General features: G+C 35.2%; 25 protein-coding genes. 3 read left to right on the plus strand and 22 right to left on the minus strand.

From position 1 onward, the window contains the following. Positions 1-15: 15 nt before the first annotated feature. Genes BMS_RS12970 through BMS_RS12985 form a run of 4 tightly spaced genes read right to left on the minus strand, consistent with a single transcriptional unit; the run spans position 16 to position 3,978 of the window. Positions 16-1,428, minus strand: a complete 1,413-nt coding sequence (locus BMS_RS12970; RefSeq protein WP_014245276.1) for a S41 family peptidase — start codon at positions 1,426-1,428, stop codon at positions 16-18. A gap of 14 nt (positions 1,429-1,442) precedes the next feature. Continuing rightward, positions 1,443-2,507: a murein hydrolase activator EnvC family protein gene (locus BMS_RS12975; RefSeq protein WP_014245277.1), complete on the minus strand. Its 1,065-nt coding sequence runs from the start codon at positions 2,505-2,507 to the stop codon at positions 1,443-1,445. After that, positions 2,495-3,286 carry an SPFH domain-containing protein gene (locus BMS_RS12980; protein ID WP_044557609.1) on the minus strand — a complete coding sequence of 264 codons (792 nt, stop codon included), beginning with the start codon at positions 3,284-3,286 and terminating at the stop codon, positions 2,495-2,497. The genes BMS_RS12975 and BMS_RS12980 overlap by 13 nt, the downstream gene beginning before the upstream one ends. Then, entirely contained in the window at positions 3,274-3,978 is a 705-nt protein-coding gene (locus tag BMS_RS12985) for an ATP-binding cassette domain-containing protein (RefSeq protein ID WP_014245279.1), read from the minus strand. Before BMS_RS12985 ends, BMS_RS12980 begins: the two co-directional genes overlap by 13 nt. Before the next feature lie 302 nt (positions 3,979-4,280). Between BMS_RS12985 and BMS_RS12990 the strand changes: the two genes are divergently transcribed. Beyond that, positions 4,281-5,147 carry a hypothetical protein gene (locus tag BMS_RS12990; protein WP_014245280.1) on the plus strand — a complete coding sequence of 289 codons (867 nt, stop codon included), beginning with the start codon at positions 4,281-4,283 and terminating at the stop codon, positions 5,145-5,147. On the opposite strand, the gene BMS_RS12995 is transcribed toward BMS_RS12990, so the two are convergent. The 12 genes from BMS_RS12995 to sppA form a co-directional block, all read right to left on the minus strand. Continuing rightward, positions 5,144-6,571 carry an HD domain-containing protein gene (locus tag BMS_RS12995; protein ID WP_044557610.1) on the minus strand — a complete coding sequence of 476 codons (1,428 nt, stop codon included), beginning with the start codon at positions 6,569-6,571 and terminating at the stop codon, positions 5,144-5,146. The two genes, BMS_RS12990 and BMS_RS12995, sit on opposite strands and share 4 nt — an antisense overlap. A gap of 55 nt (positions 6,572-6,626) precedes the next feature. Next, a complete protein-coding gene (locus tag BMS_RS13000) occupies positions 6,627-6,848 on the minus strand; it encodes a hypothetical protein (protein ID WP_014245282.1) in 222 nt (73 codons plus the stop codon). A gap of 116 nt (positions 6,849-6,964) precedes the next feature. Next, positions 6,965-8,515, minus strand: coding sequence for a sigma-54-dependent Fis family transcriptional regulator (locus BMS_RS13005; protein ID WP_014245283.1), 1,551 nt, complete (start codon positions 8,513-8,515; stop codon positions 6,965-6,967). A gap of 138 nt (positions 8,516-8,653) precedes the next feature. Continuing rightward, positions 8,654-9,976 carry a TolB-like translocation protein gene (locus tag BMS_RS13010; RefSeq protein ID WP_014245284.1) on the minus strand — a complete coding sequence of 441 codons (1,323 nt, stop codon included), beginning with the start codon at positions 9,974-9,976 and terminating at the stop codon, positions 8,654-8,656. Positions 9,977-9,984: 8 nt separating this feature from the next. After that, positions 9,985-10,785 (minus strand): TonB family protein, encoded by an 801-nt coding sequence (locus BMS_RS13015; RefSeq protein WP_014245285.1) that lies wholly within the window; start codon positions 10,783-10,785, stop codon positions 9,985-9,987. Then, complete coding sequence (locus BMS_RS13020) at positions 10,785-11,198, minus strand: ExbD/TolR family protein (RefSeq protein WP_014245286.1); 414 nt, start codon at positions 11,196-11,198, stop codon at positions 10,785-10,787. Before BMS_RS13020 ends, BMS_RS13015 begins: the two co-directional genes overlap by 1 nt. A 9-nt stretch (positions 11,199-11,207) precedes the next feature. After that, positions 11,208-11,900: a MotA/TolQ/ExbB proton channel family protein gene (locus BMS_RS13025; protein ID WP_014245287.1), complete on the minus strand. Its 693-nt coding sequence runs from the start codon at positions 11,898-11,900 to the stop codon at positions 11,208-11,210. A 70-nt stretch (positions 11,901-11,970) separates the two neighbouring features. Then, the gene (locus tag BMS_RS13030; protein WP_014245288.1) at positions 11,971-12,813 is read right to left on the minus strand and encodes a hypothetical protein; all 843 of its coding nucleotides are present in this window, start codon (positions 12,811-12,813) and stop codon (positions 11,971-11,973) included. 1 nt (position 12,814) lies between these two features. Then, on the minus strand, positions 12,815-13,678 hold the full coding sequence (locus tag BMS_RS13035; protein ID WP_014245289.1) for a hypothetical protein: 864 nt from the start codon (positions 13,676-13,678) through the stop codon (positions 12,815-12,817). Further along, positions 13,679-14,104, minus strand: coding sequence for a hypothetical protein (locus tag BMS_RS13040; protein WP_014245290.1), 426 nt, complete (start codon positions 14,102-14,104; stop codon positions 13,679-13,681). Position 14,105: 1 nt separating this feature from the next. Further along, the gene (locus tag BMS_RS13045; RefSeq protein ID WP_014245291.1) at positions 14,106-15,335 is read right to left on the minus strand and encodes a hypothetical protein; all 1,230 of its coding nucleotides are present in this window, start codon (positions 15,333-15,335) and stop codon (positions 14,106-14,108) included. 9 nt (positions 15,336-15,344) lie between these two features. Beyond that, a complete protein-coding gene (gene sppA / locus BMS_RS13050) occupies positions 15,345-16,283 on the minus strand; it encodes a signal peptide peptidase SppA (protein WP_052590692.1) in 939 nt (312 codons plus the stop codon). Positions 16,284-16,425: 142 nt separating this feature from the next. On the opposite strand from sppA, the gene BMS_RS13055 reads away from it, so the two are divergent. Then, positions 16,426-16,731 (plus strand): hypothetical protein, encoded by a 306-nt coding sequence (locus BMS_RS13055; RefSeq protein ID WP_014245293.1) that lies wholly within the window; start codon positions 16,426-16,428, stop codon positions 16,729-16,731. Here BMS_RS13055 and rlmN read toward each other — a convergent pair. Together rlmN and BMS_RS13065 are read right to left on the minus strand one after the other, a co-directional pair. After that, complete coding sequence (gene rlmN / locus BMS_RS13060; protein WP_014245294.1) at positions 16,728-17,798, minus strand: 23S rRNA (adenine(2503)-C(2))-methyltransferase RlmN; 1,071 nt, start codon at positions 17,796-17,798, stop codon at positions 16,728-16,730. The genes BMS_RS13055 and rlmN overlap by 4 nt on opposite strands. 77 nt (positions 17,799-17,875) lie before the next feature. Further along, entirely contained in the window at positions 17,876-18,553 is a 678-nt protein-coding gene (locus BMS_RS13065; RefSeq protein ID WP_014245295.1) for a response regulator transcription factor, read from the minus strand. A 105-nt stretch (positions 18,554-18,658) separates the two neighbouring features. Here BMS_RS13065 and BMS_RS13070 point away from each other — a divergent pair, with 105 nt between their 5' ends. Further along, a complete protein-coding gene (locus tag BMS_RS13070; protein WP_014245296.1) occupies positions 18,659-19,483 on the plus strand; it encodes an endonuclease/exonuclease/phosphatase family protein in 825 nt (274 codons plus the stop codon). Here BMS_RS13070 and BMS_RS17440 read toward each other — a convergent pair. From BMS_RS17440 to BMS_RS13085, 4 genes are all read right to left on the minus strand, one after another. After that, positions 19,476-19,691 (minus strand): helix-turn-helix domain-containing protein, encoded by a 216-nt coding sequence (locus BMS_RS17440; RefSeq protein ID WP_083885992.1) that lies wholly within the window; start codon positions 19,689-19,691, stop codon positions 19,476-19,478. The two genes, BMS_RS13070 and BMS_RS17440, sit on opposite strands and share 8 nt — an antisense overlap. Further along, positions 19,692-20,171 (minus strand): response regulator transcription factor, encoded by a 480-nt coding sequence (locus BMS_RS13075; protein WP_044557612.1) that lies wholly within the window; start codon positions 20,169-20,171, stop codon positions 19,692-19,694. A gap of 129 nt (positions 20,172-20,300) precedes the next feature. Then, complete coding sequence (locus BMS_RS13080) at positions 20,301-20,708, minus strand: hypothetical protein (protein WP_014245297.1); 408 nt, start codon at positions 20,706-20,708, stop codon at positions 20,301-20,303. A 9-nt stretch (positions 20,709-20,717) separates the two neighbouring features. Next, complete coding sequence (locus BMS_RS13085; RefSeq protein WP_014245298.1) at positions 20,718-22,478, minus strand: hypothetical protein; 1,761 nt, start codon at positions 22,476-22,478, stop codon at positions 20,718-20,720. Positions 22,479-22,597 lie beyond the last annotated feature (119 nt).

Here is a 22,597-nt window from a genome sequence, read left to right on the forward strand (position 1 = left end):
CGCTATGAAATATAGTTATTTATTCATTTTCTTAAAGAGATCAAATGAACGAATATAATTTACGGCCTGAAGAACTTGGTAATCCTCACTTGGATTATATTTAATCATCCACATATTCTTATGATCTTTCTTCTTTTCTTTTTTAAGCTTTTTGAGCTTTTCCATTCTCTCTTTTCTATCTTCTTTCTCTCTGACTAGACGACGTTTCTTTTCTTCTTTAGTCTCTATCGTTGCAGTGAGGTGATTCTTTAAGTCTGACTCCCTGATGTAACTAGATTCTTTTCTATTTTCGCTAACCCATGTGGCCTCAACCTCATCGACGAATACATCAGGAACAATTCCTACCGCCTGAATTTTTCTTCCTTTAGGAGTCATATACTGAGCGATTGTAAGCTTAACGCCCTTCTCATCATCAATCTTAGCAACAGTCTGAACAGAACCTTTTCCAAATGATTGAGAACCCATGATAATTCCCCTCTTCATATCTTGTATTGCTCCTGAGACAATTTCACTTGCAGATGCTGAAGATGAATTAATAAGTACAACTAGCGGCACATCTAATTCTTTGTAACCTGACTTTTTCACGTATCTAATTTCTTTATTCTTTGGATCTCGGCCTTCAGTACTAACGACAATACCATCCTTTAGAAAGATTGAAGTTACATCTACAGCTTCATCGAGTAGTCCACCAGGGTTAGATCTTAAATCAAGAATAACACCTTTGAGTCCACCGTTCTTCTCTGTCTTTTTTCTGATATCTTTAAGGGCATTAATAATTCCCTCTGCTGATCTTTTTTGGAATTGCTTTAATCTTACAAATCCATAATTCTTTCTTACGACATCATATTTAACAGGTTTGATCTTTATGATTTGTCTTGTGAGTACGAAGTTCTTAACTCCTTCCTCATTTTCCCTAACTACGCCAATAGTGATTTTATCGCCGTTCTTTCCTCTCATTTTATCGACAGCTTCTTCCAGAGTAACTCCAATTGTAGACTCATGATTGATTTCTACAATTCTATCTCCAGGAAGTATTCCTGCCTTAAAAGCGGGAGAATCCTCAATAGGAGTAACAACAATGAGGTGGCCATTTTTCTGAGTAACTTCTAGTCCAAGTCCACCAAATTCACCTTGAGTCTCCTCTTGCATCTTTGCAAAGACTTCTTTATTTAAGAATGCAGAGTGAGGATCTAATGTATTCATCATCCCCTTAATTGCACCTTGAATTAATTTATCAGTATCAACTTCACGGTAGTATTGAGACTCAACTAAGAATAAAACTTTATTGAATAACTCTAACTTCTCAAATCTTGACTTTGTAACCGCCAAAACCTTCTCTGTTCCAACGAAGCCCATAAAGAGGCCTCCAACAGATAAAGTGATACAAAGAGCTATAGCTCTTACGCTTCTGCCACTCTCTCTTTTCATAATTTTTCCTTAAATTATATATTTACATTGTTTAGATTATTTTTTGCTACGAATGCTTCATCCATTAACAGAGAAGTATTTTGAGCGATATTCTTCTTTCTCACTTCAAAATATAATTTCGCTAACTCACGAGACTTCTTATTAACGAGGGTATAACCAAGAATATCTCCTGCATTTACCGATTGCCCTTTCTTTACCTTGCTCTTTAATTGTCCTAGAAAGATTGATCTGGTCTGATTTCCATGTTCAACCATAATGACGTTACCATAATTAGATAAAGAACCTACGAAAGAAACTTTCCCATTAATCGTATTCTTAATTGGCTGGCGATCTCTAAATTTAAAATTAATCCCCTTCTTACCATATTCAACTGCGACATAGTCTTCAATTGGAGATGAAAATCTTAAATTTACTAATGTTTTATTACTACTAATTTTCTTCTTTGATTTATTATAAACAATCTTAGATTTAAGCGATGAGATCTCAGCACTTAAATCGGTTCTCTTCTTTTCAACTTCAACATATTGAGAAGCATATTCTTTTTTCTGATTTTCTAAATTCTCAATTACAGTAAGAAGTGTTCTCTCGCTCTCTTCTAAACCTTTAAAAGAGTCTGTTATCTCTTTATACTTCTTCTGCTTAAGTTCTAAGACCTGTTCAATGGCCTTAAGTTTTAAAATTTTCTGAGTTAATGCCTTCGCCATCATCTTTTTAGTTAAAAGATCTGCACTCGTTTCCTCATCACTTAATGAATTAGCAACAACTGATCCAAGAAGGTTCTTAACTTTTTCCTTCTCTTCTTTTACAACAACGAGATATTTCTCTATTTTTTCAGAATTCTTATAAATTTGATTTTCGATTGTTCTCTTAGACTCTAAGATCTGAATATAATCTTTATTCTTACTTCCTAGAGATTTTTCAAGACTAATAATTCTATGATTAATTTTTTTAAGGACTCTCTCCTGTGATCTCAAATTCTTTCGAAGATCAGAGATTGTTGAGCTCTTAGCAGCAAAGACCTTAGAGCAAGAGAGAGTTAGAGCTAATGTAATGAAGATTGACGGGGCTATTCGTGCCACTGTAAATTCCTTAACTGTACAATTGAAAGTAACGCGACAAGGGCAACCCCAATTAAGGCACCATACGTGTTCACACTTCCAAGGCTAAAACTAATTGCGAAACAAAAACTAAGTAAAGTTGCCATACCTGTTAGCATAACTTTTAGTCCTACTTTATTTCTTCTTTGAAATTTCTCAATAATATATGAGCTCTGCTGAACTTTACTAGAAAAGACAATTGAAATGAGAGACCAAATAACCAAGCAAGCAATGCTTACAACAGTTATTCCCCACTCTTTAAATTGTGTAAAAACTTGATTCTTTAATTCTTCTGCTTTTGAAATTGCTTTAACTGCCCCAAGTGTTAACTTTGAAGAACCAACGAGTCTAACAAGGTAATCTCTAATTAGGTTTTGACTTCTCTCTTGCAGACTTTTATCAAGAATAACTTTTAGTCCGGCATAGTTAAGATTCATCTCTTCCATTTCCATCCCAAGATCCAGATTTGAAAGTACTTTTGAAACTTGATCTTGAATCTCAGCTTCTCCTAAGATCTCAACTCTATTCACTCCAGGAAGTTCCGTAAGTTTTCTCGATATTCTCTTATGATTTTCCTGTCCAGAGATCAGCGCATGAAAGTATGGCCCTGTAGAGTAAGATGAATTAGTAGCAAACACACTCTCTTCAATACTTGTGAAGTTAATTGCACATGCCAGTACAAAGATAGAAGTCATTGCGAATAGGCCGCCCCAAAAAGGGTGATTCTTTATATTTAGAAAGAAGTTACTTAGATAAAACATGCATGCCCCGAGTAAACAAGTCTACCACCATCTAAGTGTACGATTCTCCCAGAGAATTGTTTTACCAACTCTTTATTGTGAGAGGCCCAGATAACGGTAAGCTTTCGTTTAACATTATATAAATTTAAAATATCAAATATCTTTCTAGCACTCTCGGCATCAAGTGAACTTGTTGGTTCGTCACAAACAATAATATCTGGCCTTGAAAGAAGTGCTCTTATGATGGCAATCTTTTGTTTTAATCCACCATTTGCATTTTTCATCTTTATATCGAGTCTATCAGTGATACCTACAATTCTTGATAGCTCCATAACATCTTTATCAAACTCTTTTCTAGAATTATAAAACTTAGGATCGTAACTAAAATTCAAATTCTCTCTACAACTTAAATTTCCAAAGACTCTAAGATCTTGAAAAACTTGTGAGATAAAAACACTTGAATCAGGTCTCTTCACTCTCCCACTATCCGGCTCAATATCTCCAGCAAGAACTTTTAGTAATGTCGTCTTACCTGCCCCTGAAGCACCTGTTATAAAAACGACTTCACCTTTTTCTACTGAAAATTGAACATGTCTAAGACCTACAGTTGTACCAAACGTAACTGTGACATCTTCAAGATAGAAGAGGTTTTTAGATGTGAAATTTGAGCGATTTTGTGGGCTTTGCGTTCTATGAAACGAATTATTGATCATCCTGACCTTTCCTTAAATTCTATTATTCAAATCATCCTAATTTGAAGCTGTAATGCATTTGCTACAGCTCTTATATTCTAACCAATTGCTGGATTTTAGTAAAGAAATCCATTAGATATGAATGAATTTTGAAAATTTTTCTAAGGCTAAGTCCCCTATAATACATCATAGGTAAAACCGACCATAGTAGTTGGTTACACTTTGGCCCCAAATGCGCACAGCAACATCAAACTTCACAGACTCCTAACTTGAGCCCTTGATCACAGCGTGATAGAAAATAGCAAAACTTCTAAGGAGAAAGTATGGCCACTCAAGCTTGGAAAATTGAAAGAGATTTACTTCTTTCAAATAGAATTAAGAATTACTCTAATCACTTTGTGTCGCTTGGTTACTATGACCTTGTTTATGTAGAAGTAGATGAAGAAGATAATCCTTTGATTAATTCTGATGGAAGAAGTTTTAGTGCATTTACTTCTAAAGAACTTGCATGGAGAAGTAAAACAAACCAAGAGCTAGAAGATATTATCAGCAATAAGATTCCTCTTGCTACTAAATCAATTAATTTAAAATCTTTTATGATTGGAGACTTGGCCTTTTCTCTCTCAAGCAATACAGATATTAGATTTATAAAAATAAATCCTATACTTTTCACAGAGCAAGAGAAAACTCTCCTACTCCATGAAGAAGTTTTGATTATTCCTATTAAAGATGAGTTAACTTCTAAACACATTCTCACATCTGCGGATGAATCAATGGCACTGCTAGCAATAAAGCCCAATGATGAGAAGAGAATGGGAATGGAGTTAGTCTTCTATTGTTTAACAACTAAAAATCTTCCTGATGATTTAGAAGAAAAAGAGCGCGTTCTCAATGAGAGAATTGCAGAGCTATCTTTCTATAGTTCTAGAGTTCCTATTAAAAAAGGAAGTAGTTCAATACTCTGTGTAATTGTTAATTTAGAAAATTCAATGGAAGAGACCGCTTTCATTAGAAACTACAAGACGATGGATAAGCATAGTGATGTGATCTTTGTCACCAGTGATTTAAAAATCAAAACTGGTGACTTAGAAGTAATCCCTTACAACGGTGAAAGTATCGATACTGTTTTTATGCCAATTATTAACTGGCAAAATAATCACAGATCACCAATGCAATCTACAATGAACTAGCCTGGAATTAATCCGGCCTTAACTAACCTCTCATGTGTTTTCATTGAGCAAAACACATTGGGAGTGTAATTCATCTTCTTATGCAGACTTGAGATAACTGAATTTTCAACATCTGCTAAAAGTTTAATATCCCCATTATCATAACTTATTTTTACCGGATCTCTCTCTAGTAATAAATTAGACTTCTGTCCATTCTTCGCAATGGCCTTTGGAGATTTAACATAAATAATATCTTTCTTAGGAAGATCAGGTAGAATCCAGTCCTCCGGACTTCCATTTTTCTGGAGATACTCTTCTAGCTCTTTAACTTTTGCCTGTGCCTTTTTTACGACTTTATCATTTTCAGTGGCCTTATCTTGATCAAAGAGTATTTGCTTGAACTCACTACAATTAATAGTCTTCGCCCCTCTCTCTAATAATAAAGTAAGCGCCATATCCTTTATATGAGGAACTTTATCTAGATCTCCATTTGAATAATGCTTTTGAACTAAGCTAATGAAGTAACTATCGTTAAAGCCATAGAACTTCATTGGATCATTTGCAATCATATCCAATAGATCACTGTAGCGATAAATATAACCTTTCTCTAAAAAGTGAAATGTAATTTTCTCAGCAATAGCATCATACTTTGATCCTCTAGGTGATCTGATGACTTGAGAGTACCAAGCAAATCTAGACATTAGAAAATCTTCTACACAGTGAAGAGCATTATGCCTGATCGTTAGAATATCATGCTGATCGACCTTTCTAACTTCAAAGTGGTGAAGAAGATAGTCGCGATCATAAGCTCCATACTTTAGACCAGTATAGTGAGCATCTCTAAGCAGGTAGTCCATTCTATCGCAGTCAATCTCTGAATGAAGAATTTGATTTGCCAAGATTGAAGGATCAACACCCTTTACTAAATCTGATATTGTTTGCGGATCTAGACCATACTTTTTCAAAATATGTGTTATTCCACCTTCGTAATCTGTATTCTTGATTATAAATGAACCAAGGTTCTCGTGGTCATCTTGTAATCCCTTCCCACCTTTTGAGTTAGTTGTCTCTCCAAAAGTGATATACGCCGATTCAGTTGTATGGGAAAAAACAAAAGTACCAAGATCGTGCAATAGAGCACCAATCCTTAAGGACTTGTGATAAATAGCTTCTTTACTTAAACAATTTATATCCATTAAATCTTCATCAGAAACTGCTCTTGAGCATGACTGAAGAATTCGGTGGGCATTGAACATAACTCCAATAGAGTGACCAAAACGAGAATGCTCAGCTCCTGGAAATACATAGAAACTAAATCCTAACTGCTTTATCCAACGCAATCTTTGATAAAAAGGTGAATGTATTATTTCATATTCAACAGGGGTTAGCTTTATAAAGCCATAGATAGGGTCGAAGACAACTCTTCCCTTTTTCGTAACATCCATGTACAACCTCAAAATTCTTTAAAAAAGAATACCGGCCTTCCCGGCCGGATTTATTTTATTGTAATTTTTCTTTTCTTCTAGCTTTTGCTTTTTTCTTACGCGTTTCTTTCTTCTCTTTCTGTCTTAAGTTTCCAACGATGGCAGAAAGAACAAGACTTGCTTCTCTTCTAAGTCCGTTATCTTGAATAAACCTATAAAAGTTCTCAATATCAGCAGCTGTACGAAAATTTCTAATACCTTTTGATTCAATTGTTGATGTATCTGTAGTCGTACTCACGGGTCCTCCTTAAAAGAACAATTTGCCCCAAAATTACTTCTGGGGCGAATTTAAATAATACTTAGTATATTTCAATAATTCAAATTTAATTTTTACACGTTGCTCTATCGCAGTGATTAAGCTTCTTTCGGCTCAATCATTCCGTATGAGTGAAGCTTGTTATAAAGAGTCTTAACTGTAATTCCTAAAGTCTTAGCAGTCTTAGTTTTATTACCACCTAAGTGCTCTAGTGTATGACAGATATGCTTTCTTTCTAATTCATCTAAAGTCATTTCGCTAAACTCGATAACTTTTGAATCAACAATCTCTTCAACTTTTTCAGCTTGAGAAACACTTTCAGATAAGTGATCTCTCTCAACAATCATTCCATCAGATAGAATAAATGCTCTTTCCATTACCGACTGTAGCTCTCTTACGTTTCCTGGCCAGTGGTAATCTTGTAAAGACTTTAGCGCTCCAGGAGCTAATGACTTTTGTAGCTCAGCACTCTTTCCTTTGTTTAGGAAAAATGATGCTAACATTTCGATATCTTCTACTCTATCTTTTAGAGCTGGTACTCTTAGAGACATAGTATTTAGAGCGTAAAATAAATCTTCTCTAAATAATCCTTTTTCAACTAACTCAGAAAAATCCTTTGCACTTGAAGCAATGATTCTAACATCTGATCTATAAGGAATTTGTCCTCTTACTCTAAAGGCCATTTTTTCATTTAAAAACTTTATTAACTTTGACTGAATCATGACTGGCATTGACTCAATATTATTAATGAATAGAGTTCCATTATTCGCCTGCTCAATTAATCCAAGTCTTGCATTATGTGCTTGCGTGAAATCTCTAGCTTCTTCACCAAATAATTCAATTTCTAATTGTGCTTCTGAGAGAGACGAGCAATCTACAGAGATAAATGCACCCTCTTTTCTTTCACTTCTACAGTGAACTCTTCTCGCAACCATTTCTTTACCTGTTCCAGATTCACCTAGAACTAAAGTTGCAACATCTACAGCTGCTACTTTGTCAGCTACTCTAATGAGCTCTTTCATAGAATCAGACTTACCAATAATATCTCTTTCTTCAATTCTGTATGAGTCTAATACATTTACACTAGACTTACTCTGCTCTAGTTCTTTTTCCTTAGCTTCAATCTGTCTAGATAGAGACTCGTTTAAGAACTTAGCTGATAAGTAAATTTTCATATTTTTTACTGGTTTTTCAATTGAGTTTAAAATCTCTAGAACCTCAGTAATATCTTCTCTTGCAAACGCTCTCTCTTCAGATAGAGATTGAATATGAATAGTTCCAATCATGAAACCGTCACAACCTAGAGGAACGCAAAGCTCGGCTACTGTGTCAGAATCACAGTTTGAAGCAAAGAGTGGATCTCTTGAAATATTATTTGAGAAGTATGACTTCTTTGTTCTAAGAACATGACCAGAAATTCCTGATCCTTTTTCGATGATGTTTCCATCTTCTATAGACTGGCCATTTTCACTAACTAATAATGATGAACCATTTTCTCTTACTCTAAGAATTCTAACTCTATCACTTGCGATGATTTCATTTAAGCATTTTGAGATCTCATTGAAGAAGACTTGCTCGTCTAGAGTTGATAATAAAATAGACGATAATTCTTCGATTCTTGTAGAGTTTTTAGCCACCATCTCAGTCATTGTTCATCTCCTAGTCAGATATATGAATTATTTAATTAATTACGCTTAGCGTTAATCTAAGAAAATAATACATTGCGTCTGAATTTTTTACAAGACTAAAATGCTCGGGTGTTCATTTTTTTTACTGTATTTTCGCAATTACAATGACTTAGTCCATCTAGGAGTTGTACAGTTTCCGAAATTCTCGGTGATCGCCCCTATAATTTCTCCATCATTGTCCATTATGTATATATTTTGTACGGCCCTAGTCCTCGAGAGAACTCTCTGACTAGAAAAGGCTATAAACTGTCCATCATTTGAATAGGTAGGATCTTCATTAGAGCCAAAGTCCTTAGTTAACCTAGCTAAATTACTACCATCACTGTCAATTCTAAAGATATCAAAGCGAGAATCTAACCATGAACTGAATGCTATTGTCTTTCCATCTGGAGCAAACCTTGGAGTTGCATTAAATTTTCCAACAAAACTGATTCTCTTAACCGCTCTTGTGGCCATATCCATAGTGTAGATCATTGGCTTCCCTGCCCTTCCTGAGAGGAAAGTCATTATTGAACCATTCTCATTAATAGAAGGGTCAACGTCTGGAGAATAGCTATTAGTAAGCCTCTTTAGAGCTTTCGTCTTTAAATTCATAATAAAAATTTCTGCATTACCTACATGGCTTAAAGTAAGAAGAATAGACTCTCCACCAGGCATGAAAACTGCTCCGGAGTTCAATCCATTTCTACTTGAAACAAGACTATTTCTTCCTGTTTCTAAATCGTAAACGCGAAGATTGATATTTCTATGCTTACTTTTCTCATTCTTTATAAGTGAATAAAGAACTTTCGTACCGTCGTGAGAGATTGCAGGTGAAATTACAACACCTCCATGATGAGTAAGCCTCTTCTTATTACCACCATCAAAGTCCATCATATAAAGTTCTTTCACTGGTGTTTGCTTATTTCCATGTCTATCAGAAACAAAGATCATTTTAGAATTAAAGATTGAATCACTGCCTGTAATTTTCTTATAAGCAGTATCAGAGAATCTATGAGCAAAACCTCTTGGGTTTTCTCCACTATATGTATAACTCTCCTCGCTTACAACTTTTGTATTGGCCACATCATGAACTAATAACGTTACCTGCAAAGAATTTCCTGATTGGCGAAAAAATCCTCTAATTACATAACTCACACCTTGGGTCTTAAAAGAGCTGTAGTTAAATCCACCTTCAGATATAGAAGAGAGCTCTTTTTTCACTGAAAATTTCTTCATATAAAAAGAGAAGTCATTTCTTATAACGTCCATTATGGTCGAAGCATCTGCAATAAAGCTTCCGCTCACTCCACCTTGAAGAATAGGCTTTGCAACCTCAACTTTAGAGAGCTCTAACTCAGCTTCACCAACAGCTACAATATTGATTTGTGAAAATGCATTCCAACAAAGTAATGATAAAAATAAAATAATAAGCTTCTTCATAATTTCTCCTATAGAGGGAATCCGAGTACGATCTCCCCTTTTAAGGCATTGCCTCTACTGGCAGGGGGAACGGCAGAAAATGGTGAAGCTTGCTTAATGGCCGCCATAGCTCTCTTATCAAATTCTTCTTCACCACTAGATTCAAAGATCTCACTTCTTAATAGTGAGCCATCTGATTTTAAATAAATTCTTATTCTACATTTTAAATTCTTGTCTATTAAGTATCCTGGAAGTTTCCAAAATTGCTTCACTTTAGCAGAAAGTGTTGAAGCGTATAGTTGAAACTCAGTAAGTTCTTGATCTGATCGTCCAGTTCCAGAGAGAGCAACCCCTTTAGAAATCTTATTTCCTTCAGCGACTAACTTTTTCAATGTATTAGAGTCAATACCGATTCCATCATCAGCACCTTTCTTTTTAGGTGTTGGCTTAGCCTTCTTAACTTCTACTTTCTTATTAGATAAGTCTTTCATCATATCTAAGAAGTTTGGCTTAGCGACTTTCTTCTCAAAAACAGTATCATCTTTATTGATAACTTCAGCAGGTTTAGCAGAAGGCTTCTCTCTTACAACTTCACCCTTGGCCGGAGGCTGCATTGCCTTTAATTCTTTAAGGGTAAACTTAGGCATTGCAACCATATCAACTTTTACAGAAGCCTGTACAAGCTTCATATTATAATCCCTAGTTGATTGAATCTTGTCGTGCACTAATTTTCCAAATAAGAAAAAGAGTACAGCAATAGTGATATGGAAGAAAAATGACCAACTAAAGTAATACTTAAATGATTTATTTGCTAAAACATTAGTGTTCATTATTTCTTTTCAATCTCCGTAACGAGGGCAACTTTTAAGATTCCCTCTCTCTTTAAATAGGACATTAAATTAGCGACATCACCATACTTCATTGCAAAGTCAGCTCTCAAAAAGAGAGTATCCGTTTTATTTTTTTGAAATAACGCCTTTATTTCCGAAATGATTTCACTTCTAAGAACCTTAGTTTCACCAATATAGTAATCGCCACTATTAGTATAAGAAAGTACGACTTGAGTAGTATTCAAGCTTATGGGATTAACTTCTTTTGTTTTAGGTAAGTCTAACTTTATACCGTTTAACATTAAAGGAGCAGTTATCATAAAGATAACAAGTAGAACTAACATGACATCGACCAAAGGAGTCACATTAATTTCAGAAATTGCACCCTTTTTATTTCCAACATTAAAGGCCATATTTTTATCCTATTTTACTAATGATCTTTCAACAACGTTTAAAAATTCTTGTCCAAAGCTCTCCATCTCCGATTGGATATGAGAATTTTCATTATTAAACTTATTATAAAACCATACTGCAGGAATAGCTGCAACGAGACCAACTGCAGTTGCAACAAGGGCTTCAGCAATACCTGGAGCCACAGCATCTAGAGTTGCACCCCCACCAGCAAGACCAGTAAAGGATCCAATAATCCCCCACACTGTTCCAAAGAGACCAACAAAAGGAGTTACAGAACCAATACTTGCTAGCGTTGCCAAGAAGCGCTCTAACTCGATATTAATCTCATGAACACCTTTCTTCATTCCCCTTTCAAGGAATTGAAGACCATGTTTTGTGATATGTTGTTCTAACTTCTCTTTATCATCACCAAGTGCATCTTTTAACTTCGATAATTCAAGATAGCCATTAGTAAATAATGATTTATGAGGAGAGAGCGAAAGTCTGTGACAACTCTCCATTATATCTTTCAAAGATGTAGAGTTTTTATATACCTCTAAGAAGTCTCTACTATTTTCTTCTAACTCTTTTATCAATTTCTTTTTCTTTAAAATTATTGCCCACGATACAACTGAAGCAAGAATTAAAGACAGTAGAACTGTTTTAACGACAAGACCTGAGTCAAGCATGATTTGTACAATATCTAATTCACCTGTAGTCAAAATGAACTCCTTAAATTCAAAATTATTACTAATATTTTATACTGTTAAATTAAAGCTGCAACCGGCAATGCTATACTTGATCTAGAGAATCAGACTTTTTCCTTCGACAAAAATACATATAACCGAGAGACACGCACAAGAGAGATGTAAATAAAAGCGGTCCTGGATCACTTGAAGAAATCAAATATGAAAACTCATTCCCCCAAATAAAATCAATCCCCAATAAACTGATTAGTGGTCCGATAAAAATAACTAATACTAATAAAGGATAACTCCAACTTCCCTTTGACCAATAGGATGAACTAAAGCAAAGCAGAAGAAAGAAAGGAAGAGACGATAAGGAATATTGAGAGTGAGTAAAGACATTCACATTCACTAAATAACTTAGAATGACAAAGAGTATAGTCTCTATGATTTTCTTCTTACTTGATACTTTGTAAACATTTTGAAGAAATAAGAGAAAGATCACTTCCGAGAAAATAAAAATAATAGAACCTAAATAAGATGAAAAGACTTTAAAAAGCTCGAAAGTTACTCTTTGAGCAATCACTGGTCTTAAGAAAATAATTGCAAATACTAGGTTAAATATAATTAAAGTAAAAAGAGGGCTACTCACATTCTTATAGTGATCTATGAAGAAAGTTCTCATTGGCTTTCTAGATGTAGAGCGAATAGATATAAACTTTATAATAACAAAGAAAGAAATCACTTTAACTAAAGAAGTGATCTCCCATCCCTGATCAAAGTTCCAATTTTCAACAATATTGAGAGAATGACCCAGCTGAAGGTGAAAGAAAGTCACAACAGACGAGACAATGAGAAAAATTGCCCAATTAAGAATGAAAAAGAAAATGATAAATGAGAGGTGAATAAGAAATCTCTTTCTCTCCTCTAGTGCTAACTTCTCTTGCATATCACTTAGGGGTTAACCAATTAATTTGTAATTCAGGAGATGGATAGATCTTTACATACTGCTCGTAGAGTGTGTTTTCCTTAACTAGCTTATCTACTTTTCTAAGAAGAGAGAAATAAGCGTTCCAAAGCTTTAAGTTATTCTTTAGAACCTTTTCCATTTCTTTTGTCACAGAGAATTGTTGTTTAAAATTAAAGCCTTCACTAAGTACAATTTGATCATATTTCTTTAAGATACTCTTGAGCATATTAGGATCTAATTTCTTATTTTGAAAATTTGTCCCCAGTGCTGAGCGAACCTCTTTAGTCATGGCCATTTCTTTGAATAGACCCTGCTTTACTCTTAGATAGTTCTCAAATAGAAGTACTGAGATCTCTAATTTCGTTAAATCCATCGTTCTAATAAAAGGAATAGATAAGAGAAAGAGGTATTCATTCTTCTTATAAGGTAGACCAAAGTGAAAGACATTAGGAGAATCAACCAATAGAATTCTAAACTTAATTCCAAAGACACCAATATTCTTTAGAACTTGTTCAAAAGATTCGTCTAATCCATAATCTGGCTTTTTAACATTCCACATTAGAACAGGAGCATTCTTTATGAGCCAAAACTCACTGATAAAAGGCCAAAATTCCTCTTCATTAGGAATATTATATCTTGCGCGATCTTTCTCTAATCTCTTCTTCTTCTTTTCTAAAGCAATTAGAGATTTCTTTCTCGCAGCTTCCTCTAACCCATCACTTTTGATAACGTCTTTTATCTTTGAGAAATCAACTAACTCGTTTTCCTTTTCCTCTTTAGATTTCTCTACAGAAAAGCTGCTGATACTCATTAGGAAAATAGATATGATTAAAGTAATCTTCATTTAATTTGCTCTCGATTGACCTGTCACATATTGGTCATATAGCTTTCCCCAGTAGAACATATCTGTAATTTCTAAATCTAGGGAGTCAAAAAACTTAGGATACTTATCTTGAAAACACTTTGGTTTGGTTGAACTCAAGTAGTCTCCATTCATATATCCATCATAGGAACCTACTTTTACAATTTTCCAAGTTCTATTAAATAAGACTCTCGCATTACTCTTAGACACTAACTTGTACACCTTTACTGGATGGCCACACTCTGTCGTCGTTAAATAGATAGAGTGCTTAGAAGGATTCTTGTGAACCTGAGCAAAGAGTTGATTTACATACATCACCTTATCTAGAACTTTCTTCTGATCCTGACCCTGAGCAAAGGTGCTGATCGATAATAATAAAATGGACAATGCAATAGCTAACGCTTTCACTTTAAACCTTCCATCTAAACTGAATTGTTTCCCATGAATGACACTGAGGGCATCTCCAAAAGATTTCATCAGAGTTATATCCGCACTCATTACAATAGTGCTTAGTAAGTGACTGGTGGAAACTATTTAAAAAGTCTTTAGTATACTTAACAACTTCTTCGCTTTTTCCAAGATCAATTAAGAGCTTAATATACTCACTATAGATGGCCTGAGAGTTATGAGGGTGATTATTTACCCACGGCTCCATTATAGCATAGGCCTTTTCTAGCATATTTCTAGACTTCAGCAGTCTGACTTTCGAAAGGATCACTGACGGTGAATTTAAAAACTCTGAATCATCTAACTCTAAAAAGTAATCTCTAAGCATTGTTAGTCGAGTGCTATATTGCTCTTGCTCGGCTTCCTCCCCTTTAAATCCTTCTTCAAGTGACTCAAAGATAAAAGAGGCATACATTGGATGTTCTTTTAAAAGTTCTAATAGAGAGAATTTAGCTTGTTCTAGATTCCCATCGTGAAGTTGAACTCTAAGTCTCAATATTTTAGCGGAAACTGATGGCGCAAATCTAAATGCATCCTCTAGGTCTTCTCTACTCTTAGCGAACTCACCTTTTTCGAAGTATATTCTCGCCTTTTGAACGAGTATGTGTGAGATCGTCTCTGCTTGATTATTATGTCCAACTTTAGAGAGCATAATTCTATAGTGATAGGCCTGATCCCAATCCTCAACATCTTCATAGATTCTACAAAGAGATTGAATCACTTCAAATTGGTCTCTATTTATTTTAAGAACATCTTTATATGTCTCTACTGCCTTATCTACAAAGCCACCCTTATCAAAGTCAATGGCAAGCTCTTTAAGGGCCCTAAGCCTGTGAGACTCAGAGATATTTTCTCTAGCGATTAAAGATCTATGAATACTAATTGCCTTCTCTATTTCACCATTACTTCTAAATAGCCCACCCAATGCAAAATAGGTTTCAATCGTTTCCCTATTAATATCTACGGCATTTAAAAATTCTTTAATGGCGAGGTCTTTATTTCCAGAGATTAGATATTGAGTTGCATTTAAGAAGACTTTTGACTGTGCTTCAAAAATGGAGTTTCGATATCTCTTTGAAAGCTTTACCCCAGTATCTTTTTCAACTAAGTAATGAAAGAAGAGAATAACCATAATAACCACTGCAACAATGGCCAAAAGGTATTCTTGAATCCACTCTAAATATATTTCCAAACCTATTTCCTATTTTCCAAAAATCAACATCGGCATATAGTTAACCATTGTACTAAGCCTAATATTTGTCGTCGCTTGATCAAGGTTATCTACAAGGTCCCAAAATCCGCTCTTCTTCTTTTTCTTAATATACTTTAGAGCAAACTCTCCCTCTAGGTTTAACTCTTTATGAATATCTCTTCCCGCCTTCCAAAGACTTCCAAGCTCATCTACAAGACCTAGCTCCTTAGCTTCCTCTCCAGAAAATATTTGCCCTTGTGCCAACTCTAAAATCTCTTTAGTTAATTTCTCTTTTCTCGTGGCCTCAATATCTCTCATGAATTGCTTGTGAACGACTTGAATCATCTTATTCATCAATCCAGACTCTTCATTTGTCATTGATCTATGAGGAGAACCAATATCTTTATACTTCCCTGCTTTGACTGGAGTCTGTTTAACTTTGAAGTACTCAAAAACCTTAGAGAGATCTGTGAAGTTCATAATTACACCGATGGAACCTGTTAAAGTTCCTGGCGAAGCGTAAATCTTTCTAGCTGCTGCCCCTAGATAGTATCCACCACTAGCTGCAATAGCATCAAAACTTGCATAGATTGGCTTTCCACTAGCGGTCTTATCCTCTGGATTGTAAGCGCTATCTATTCTTCTTATCTCTTCATAGATTTCTTGAGTAGGACCAACGGCACCGCCCGGTGAGTTAATTCTTAGAATAATTGCTTTAACTGATTTATCTTTTTCGGCCTTTTCTAATAGCTCTACAGTTTCCTTGGCCTGCATTATAGGACCCGAGACTTCAATAACTGCTATTTGACCTCTTTTATTTTGAGAGTCAAAGACCTTTGACTCATCATTAAAGACTTTTACTGTGAAAGTAGCAAAGACCATTAAAATTACAAAGAATAGGAAGACCATTAAAAGGATTCCAACAACTGCCCTGTTTTTTGTTTGCACCAGAATTCTCCATCTTGGAAAAATTATTAATTCCTTATATCTTCCCAAAAACAATAGCTTCCGTAAACTTAACACAAAAGTTTCCCTAATGTTTTTTACGAATTTGACGATAAATAGTTGAGAAATTGAATATGGAGTCATTATGAGACAGACAATTCTAACAACAATTCTATTTATGATGGCATTTACTGTGTCTGCGCAGTCTTATCAAGCGCCAGATATTAAAATCTCCAGACATCCCGACCATTCAGGTCAAGTAATTATTAAGGGAGACTGGGAATCTAAATACGAAGTAGAACAAGAAGTTATTCCAGATAGAGATGTTGCTTCTGAAGAGGATATCGCTCCTGAAAAGGATAGAAGTCCTTCATCAGAGAGAAAGCCTTCTTCTAAATCGAAGAAGCCTAAGGTCGAACCATGGCCGTTCGACCCATCTGAAGCGAATTAATCGGCCCAGAGATTGAGCTTATCGTGCTCACTTTTTAACTGACCACAAGCTGCTAAGATATCAGTTCCTTTCGTTGTACGAGTCGTACAAATATAACCCCTTCTATTTAGTTCATCTTGAAACCACTTAATTTTTTCATCACTTGGTCTCTTAAATTTAGACTCTGGATATTCATTAAAAGGAATAAGGTTAACTTTAGAAACTTTCTTATCTAAGAGATCACTCAAGCCATCAAGATCCTCAACTCTATCATTAAGATCTGCAATGAGAATATATTCATAAGTAATCCAACGATGGGCCTTTAGAGGAATTTTTCTAATGGCCTCAAAAAGCCTCGTTAAATCATAGGCCTTATTAATAGGCATTAACTCTGTACGAATATTATTGTGAGCAGCATGTAGAGAAATCGCCACATTTACAGGAGGAAAGTCCTGAAGCTTTTCAATTTGTGGAACGAGTCCCGAAGTTGAAAGAGTGATTTTTCTTTGTCCTAGACCAATCCCCTTCTCTTCCATAAAGACTTTCGTGGCCTGCTTTACATTATTAAAATTATGAAGAGGTTCACCTTGTCCCATGTAGACGATATTTGTTAGCCTCGCCTCTTCGTCAACATTCTCTCGTAACCACTTTGTAACGGCAAGATACTGTCCAACAACTTCACCTGTTGTTAAATGTCTTGTTAGTCCCATTGTACCTGTGTGGCAAAATGTACAACCAATAGCACATCCAATCTGCGAAGAGACACAAAGAGTAAGTCTATTATTCTTTGCAGGAATGGCCACCGCTTCAACAGTATTTGAGTCATTCATTCCAATGAGGAATTTTCTTGTTCCATCTTTACTCAATCCATTCCAAACGACTTTTGGAAGGAAGGTATCTAAATTTTCTTCGAAGTGTTTTTTGATTTTACCTGAAACATTTGACCACTTATCAAAGTCAAACTCATAGCGCTTAAAGATCCAATTATAAACTTGATCTGCTGCAAATTTAGCAAAGCCCTGCTCTTTGAGATACTCTCTCAATTCCTCTAGGGTTAGTGAATATAGTGAGACTTCTTTCTTGGCCAAGTCGATTCCCCAATTATAGTTTTGTAAGGGGAATACATAACTCTTATTAAGGGTTTACACAAGTGTCCAAGCAAAGATTACACTCGTAAATTGAGTGTAATTCCACGCCCTTTTGCCACTAAAATTTCAACTTCTGGCTCAGTGAGCTTCTTTCTAAGATTTGATACATGGCTATCAATTGTATGAGCATCAATATCCGAGACGCCCCACACAGACTGAGAGAGATCATTCTTCGAGACCATTTTCCCAACATTCTTCCAAAGACAGTGAAGAATCTTATATTCAGTTGGCGTAATATCCACAACTTCCCCATGGATTTCAAGCCTTTGCGAGTCAACAGACAACCTAGTTGAGCCGTATTGATAGACACTTGGAGCTTCTTTTTCGAGTCTATTTATTCTATTTTTTACTCTAGCAAGTAGCTCTCTCGATAATACTGGTTTAATTATATAGTCATCGGCACCAAGCTCAAGACCTTCGACCTTCGTCTCAACCTTGGTAATACTAGAGAGAAACATGACTGTCGTTCTTCTTAAATCTATATATTTTGAAATTTCTTTATAAACAGAAAATCCATTCATTACTGGCATATTGATATCTAAGAGAATAGCATCAAATTTATTGACCTTTAAAATATCTATCGCCTTAAGACAATTGCTCTCGGTAACAACATCAAATTCTCTAAGGAGAATTTCTGAAATTGTATCAAGCATGTCCTGTTCATCATCTAAGAGAAATATTTTCTTTTTTTCCATATCTAATTGAATCAATTAACAAGACGTTACGCAAGTTTAAAAAACATTATTTTAATTACCTTAAACTTTCGTTAAACTATGAACGAACCTTTTATAGAGGATAAAATGAAAAAGGCCATTCTATTTCTAGCAGTATTCTTAGCATCACAACTCACTACCTACGCATGGCTTGGAGTTGAGGTTCCTAAAGATGATAAAGTTCTAACTAACTATGGAAGCTCAAAGCAAGATTCTATCAATGGTGAAGCATTCAATGTCTTTGTTTGGAATATATATAAGGCCAAGAAAGAAGGCTGGGACAGTCAGTTTAAATCAGTAATTAAAGATTACGACCTATTTCTTTTACAAGAAATGCTAACAACAGAGAATGTTTTAAATATTTTCTCTCACACTGAGGGTGTGTCATTTACGGGCGCGACTTCTTTTATGTATAAGAAAGATGGTAAGAGAACGGGAGTTGCAACTGGGTCTAAAGTAGAACCAACGTGGCAAAAGTTTTTAAGAAGTAAGAAGAGAGAACCAGTTCTCTCTACTCCAAAGATCACTCTCTTTACAAAGTACCCTATCAAAAATTCAGAAAAAGAGCTTTTAGTCGTTAATATTCATGCTATTAACTTTGTCTCTTCTCTCTCTTTGCACTCTCAACTACAAGACGCAGCTGATATCATTAAGAAGCACAATGGACCTTCTGTTTTTGCGGGAGACTTCAATACTTGGACTCTTGAAAAGCAATTATTTCTAAAGAAGATCACGAAAGAAGTGGGCATGAAAGAAGTTGAATTTAAGAATGATACTAGAAAAAAGATGTTTGGTTTTATCTTAGATTTTATTTTCGTTAAAAACTTACAAGTTCTAGATTCACAAGTACACAATGACCTTTATAGTTCAGACCATAAGGCCATTAGTGCACAACTAAAAATGATTAAATAAACCTTTCTACAGAGGCCTTGGCAAGTCCAATGCCTCTTCCTTTTGTCGACTTGATTGTGTGACTAGCACCTCTAATTTTTCGTCTTAAGTTACAAATATGAGTATCAATGGCCTTAGACTTACCATAGTGACCACCGGCCCAAAGAGATTTCACGAGAACATCTTTTGAATGTAATCTATCTGGGTTTCTTACAAGAGTTAATAGGATTTAAAATTCAATAGGAGTTAAACAAGTATCCCTACCATCAATCAGAGCTCTCTGATCACTAATACTAATACTTAAATTTCCAAACTCTAGTTCTAGAGCACTTGTCTTTTTATATTTCTCAACTTTATTAGAGAGTCTAGCGTTTAATTCATTTGCAGTAATTGGCCTAGTAAGAAAATCATCAACTCCATAATCAAAGGCCTTAACTCTATTTTCAACTGAATCTCTAGACGAAATTAAAATGAGAGCAACTTGCTCTTTATCTATCGCTATCAGAACGTCATTTAGAAATTCAAAAAAGCCACCACTAACATCGCTATCATCTAAGAGAATAAGATCAATGTCACTTCTCTTACTGAGTTCACCAAGTAAAACCTCTCGTCGATTAATCGGCGTTACATTAAATTGATCTCTAATCGATCCCTGTAGTAGTAAATGATTTTCTATATTTTCGTCAAAGTAGATAATTTTTGCTTCCATAACTTCCCTGTAATCGAAACTGTATTGGGTAAAATTTTAGCAAAAATTAAAAAGAATATAAGTATGTGGAACCTTAATTTTTCTGGACGATACTAGTAATTTTAAAGACTTACAACGTCTTCTTCTACTTTAATTTCGATCGAACACTCTCTGCAAGAAAGTCTTTCTCTGAGTTATTGAAATATTTTCTAAGATATTTCCACCGCTACTTAAAGCTTCAAGAAGATCACTTACTTTTGAAGACTCCTCTAGAATTGTATTAAATTCATCCATAGAGTGAAGCCCAATATATGGAAGTCTCAGGTCTTCACTGATATGAAAACAGAACTTAGTAATTTCATCAACGCTTTCAAATGGACCGAAGCCAACTTCACCTTCCGGTTTATCGACATCAAACTCCTGGCAATATCTATGCATAAGCTCTGGCTTTAAAGCACCTTCATCAGTTAGTAGATGCAATAAATAATAAGAGCCTTTCGATTGCTCTAATTCGTTATATGGGTTCTTATATCTATAAATTGCAATTAGCTTATCCATACTTTCACCTTAAGAGAAAACACCAAAATCGATACTGAAAGAACCATCTGGTAGCAGCTCTCCCTGAATCTCATGTGGTTGCGTTGAAAGATCACAGTTATATTCATCAATTATTTTTAAGAGTGCAAAGTTCTTTGCAAACTTAAACTTAACCTTTTTCTTATAGCTAGTAGGATTATAAATACTAAGCCTTCTAACCTCTTCATAGTTAAGCTCATTAATAGAAGAACTTCTCGTTCTCCAAAAGACCTCTACACTCTCAGAAACTTCTACAGAAATATGCTGTACTTCAAAAGTTCCAATGAGCTTCTTCCAGAAGTTAACTTTTTCACCCCTCCCTCTAGAGAGAAGCTTTTCACCATTAAAAACGATTAACTTCCCCTCTCCTAATTGAGCATAAGTCACATCAGTGAGGAAGTTTACTTTTTCAACTTCTAAATTATTCTCCAAGAAGAAAGATTCAAGTCTTCTTACCAGTTGAGCATCGAGGTCAGAGTTATCCAAAATAACCTTTCCACCATTCATAAAGATTTTTAATATTGTTCGAAAGTCACTTTCAATCAACTCTCCCCCTTGAACAAAGAAGAATTGATCTAGAACGTTTCGCCCTTCTTTCCAATGAAAGGAGTCTTTCTCAAGATAAGAGAAACAGCTATAGAATTCGTCATTGAGAGATTCTACTAATCCCAACCCACTCCAAATCTTAGAGCCTTCCTCAAAACGAACTAAGTTAAATATATTAAGAGTTCTAAATTGAACTCCCTCACTTTCATATATATCGTCTTCAGAAATTTTTTGATTAAGATAAGTTGCCTCAACAACTTCGCTCAACTGCCTCCCCAGAACACCTTTCTTCTTTCTAAAAGGAAGAAGAATTGAAGAAGGGATCACACCCTTAGAAAGACATTTTGAAATATCGTTAGAGTACTTAGAGTTTAAATCATTCGCACTCATTCGACTCAAGAGGTCCTCTAATGAACCGCCAAGAAAGGCAAATTTTAGAACACCTTCCCAATTTGCACCAACGCCCTCAGAAAGAGATTCCAAATAGAGAGAAGTAATCGTTTCAGTAAACTCTCTCTTAACAATTACTTCTTCTTCAATCGAGTTTATTCCCGCAAATTCATTGCTCTCTTTTAATGCTCTCGCCTTAAGAAAGCGACTGAATGCTTGCTCGAAAACTTTGGATGAATCATCCAAGTAACTTACGAACTCATCATTTTCTAAGTTTCCGCAAATATATCCATATACATCAGAAGAGATTCCGCTCTTTGAAATATACTGCCCAAACCTGTGGCAAAATTTAGAGTAGGCTTGAAAAACTCTTGGGTCATAAAAGGAGTAGAGCTTATTGATATTTTCTTCGTTATCAATTATTCCATAGGCCATCCCCTCTTTATTAAGAGCAATTGAGCGCGCCAGTAAATGCGGCACTCCACCATTGGCCAAGAATGGAACGGGAGTTAGTGGCATAAGAAAGATTAACTCTTTACCTATTTCACATGCTATATCGAATAATTTCTTTAAATCTGTTTCCGGCTTTGATTCCGCAAAATCGTAACTATCCCCAGTGTCGGAGTGAAATGACCAATTGACTGGTACCAAAACTTTATCACTCTTACTAAATTCTTCTAATTTAGTTTTCCAAAGTGATGACGAAGTCTTCCAGTAGAGAAACCAATTCTCACCAGGAAATACTGCGTCCGCATCTCTAGTCACAGGTGTCGTTAGACTCAATGAATACCTCGTGTCTGTGCTAATATCTTCCATGATTTTTCCTTAAACCCTTAAAATTCTATCAATTTGTTTAAAATGATGTAAAGCATCTTTTATATAGAATTTGGGCAAGGCTACAAAACTTGTCAGAGTTTTATCTGCTTTGGTATAAA

This window comes from Halobacteriovorax marinus SJ (assembly GCF_000210915.2).
Taxonomy (GTDB): Bacteria; Bdellovibrionota; Bacteriovoracia; order Bacteriovoracales; family Bacteriovoracaceae; genus Halobacteriovorax; species Halobacteriovorax marinus.